2 protein-coding genes are annotated in these 1,553 nt (G+C 75.2%); one reads left to right on the top strand and one right to left on the bottom strand.

Features of this window, described 5'->3' with window-relative positions; genetic code table 11:
• Positions 1-610: ATP-binding cassette domain-containing protein (locus AC0CYZ_RS24785; RefSeq protein ID WP_472220292.1), on the bottom strand; the 610-nt coding region annotated here is incomplete at its 3' end.
• 218 nt (positions 611-828) lie between these two features.
• On the opposite strand from AC0CYZ_RS24785, the gene AC0CYZ_RS24790 reads away from it, so the two are divergent.
• On the top strand, positions 829-1,553 hold a 725-nt coding region (locus AC0CYZ_RS24790), incomplete at its 3' end, for an MBL fold metallo-hydrolase (protein WP_472220294.1).

Below are 1,553 nucleotides of genomic sequence, written 5' to 3' on the forward strand. Positions count from 1 at the left end.
CGCGTTCGAGCAGGTCCAGGGCCTCGTCGTCGAGGTGGTTGGTGGGCTCGTCGAGCAGCAGGCACGCCGGGCGGCGCACCAGGGCCGCCGCGAGGGCCAGCCGGGTGCGCTGTCCGCCGGAGAGGGTGGCGACCGGACGGCCGCGCTCGAGGTCGGCGACGCCGAGGGCGGCGGCGGTGATCCCGGCGCGGCGGTCGGCGTCCCAGGCGTCGTGCTGGATCGCCCACGAGAGCATCCCGTCGTACTCGGCGGCGGTGTCCTCCCCGGCGCCCATCCGCTCGGCCAATCGCTCGAGCGCGGCGACGGCCTCGTGCAGCGGGCGCAGCGCGTCGTCCAGGAGGGTCCCGACGGTTCCCGTGGTGCCGCTCTCGGGCTCCTGCGGCAGGTACACGACGTCGTCGGGGACCGTCACCGACCCGGCGTCAGTGACGTCCCGACCGGCGAGCAGGCGCAGGAGCGTGGACTTGCCGGTGCCGTTCTCGCCGATCAGACCGACGCGGGTCCCGGGGGCGGCGACGAGGTCCACGCCGTCGAGGACCGGGCGGGCGGCGAAGGTCCGCACGAGGCCGCGGGCGACGACGGGTGCGGACGTGGTGGTGGGCGCTGACATGGCGACGTCTCCGGGACACGGAGGGAGACCCCGGCGGGCACGTGGGAGGCCGCGGCCGGACGGTCGGGTCGTCGTCAGAGCTCCATAGCGCTCTCGACGATACCGGGCGGACGACGATGGTCAACGGGATTCGACGTCCCGGTGCTTGCGATCCGCCACCACCCCGCACTACGGTCGCCCGGCCAGCAGTTGCAAAGTGCAAGCAGTGGAGGTCCTCGGTGCTGACGCAGGTGACGAACGGCGTGCTGGTCGCGGAGAGCGCGTTCTGCCGGACCAACACCGTGGTCGTCGAGGGCCCGGACGGCGTGCTGCTCGTCGACCCCGGAGTGCTCGACTCCGAGCTGGCCGCCCTCGCGGACGACCTGTCGGCGGCGGGCCGGACGGTGGTGGCGGGCTTCTCGACGCACCCCCACTGGGACCACCTGCTCTGGGACGCCCGGCTCGGCGCGCCGCCGCGGTACGGGACGGCCCGCTGCGCGGCCACCATCGCGGGTGTGCTGGCGAACCCGGGCTGGCGGGACCGCGTCGCCGGGGTGATCCCGCCGGACATCGTCGAGCAGGTCCCGATGGACCTGCTCGGGCTCGTCACCGGTCTGCCCGAGGGCACCTCCGAGGTCCCGTGGGACGGGCCCCGGGTCCGGATCCTGGAGCACCGGGCGCACGCGGCCGGCCACGCGGCGCTGCTCATCGAGGAACGCGGCGTCCTCCTCGCCGGCGACATGCTCTCCGACGTCCTCGTCCCGATGCTCGACACCGGCAGCGCGGACCCCATCGAGGACCACCTCGCCGCGCTGGCGCTGCTCGAGGACGCGGCGACCGGCGCCGACGTCCTCGTCCCGGGGCACGGGTCGGTCGCCGTCGGTACCGAGGTGCGCGCCCGGATCGACCAGGACCGGGCGTACCTGCACGCCGTGCGGGACGAGCGCGTCCCCGACGACCCGCG

The organism is Actinomycetospora sp. (genome assembly GCF_055612215.1).